The organism is Afipia sp. MLSD5-FHT05B12 (genome assembly GCF_058793355.1).
In genome coordinates, this window is record NZ_JBXAFS010000049.1 from 1 (window position 1) to 869 (window position 869).

The window sequence follows — 869 nt, forward strand, 5'->3', positions numbered from 1 at the left end:
CTGGCGGAGTCGATGCTGGACGTGTCGACACTGAAGGAGATGCTCGGAAAAAACTTCTGAGGCCCAGCTTGCGCAGATGTGCTGTGACCTGGGCGATCAGTGAGAAGAACTACTCGCAGCGGCGGGCCTGCAACCTCGTTGGGTTGCATCCGAAGACGTATCGCTACGCCTCGACACGACCGGATGACGGTGCGGTGCGGATCAAGCTGAAGGAACTGGCCTCGCAACGGCGGCGGTTCGGTTATCGCCGTCTCGGCTTGCTGCTGGCTCGGCAGGACGTCCGGATCAATCACAAGAAGCTCTATCGGCTCTACAAGGAGGAACGGCTGTCGGTGCGCAAGCGCGGAGGCCGCAAGCGTGCTCTCGGCACGCGGGCACCGATGGCGATCCCGCAGGACCAGAACCTGCGCTGGTCACTCGACTTCGTGATGGACACGCTGGTCAGTGGCCGGCGCTTCCGCATCCTGACCCTGGTCGACGACTTTACGCGGGAGTGTCTCGGCCTGGTCGTCGACACGTCGCTCACCAGCCTGCGCGTTGCACGCGAACTCGACCACATCATCGAGAGCCGAGGTTGCCCACGCATGATCGTCAGCGACAACGGCACCGAGTTCACCTCAAATGCCATTCTGGCCTGGCAGGAGGAGCAAGGGGTCGAGTGGCACTACATCGCACCCGGCAAACCGATGCAGAACGGTTTTGTCGAAAGCTTCAACGGCCGTCTGCGAGACGAGTGCCTCAACGAGCACCTGTTCTCGAACCTCAACGAGGCGCGGCAGATCATCGAAGAATGGAGGATCGACTACAACACCAACCGACCACACACGAGCCTCAACGGGCTCACACCAACCGAGTTTGCAACCCGCCCC

The 869-nt window shown here is 61.6% G+C and carries 1 pseudogene; it reads left to right on the forward strand.

The annotated features are described in order from the left end of the window. Positions 1–869 (forward strand): annotated as a pseudogene (locus AC1Q6J_RS23155) (IS3 family transposase); the annotation flags it as partial.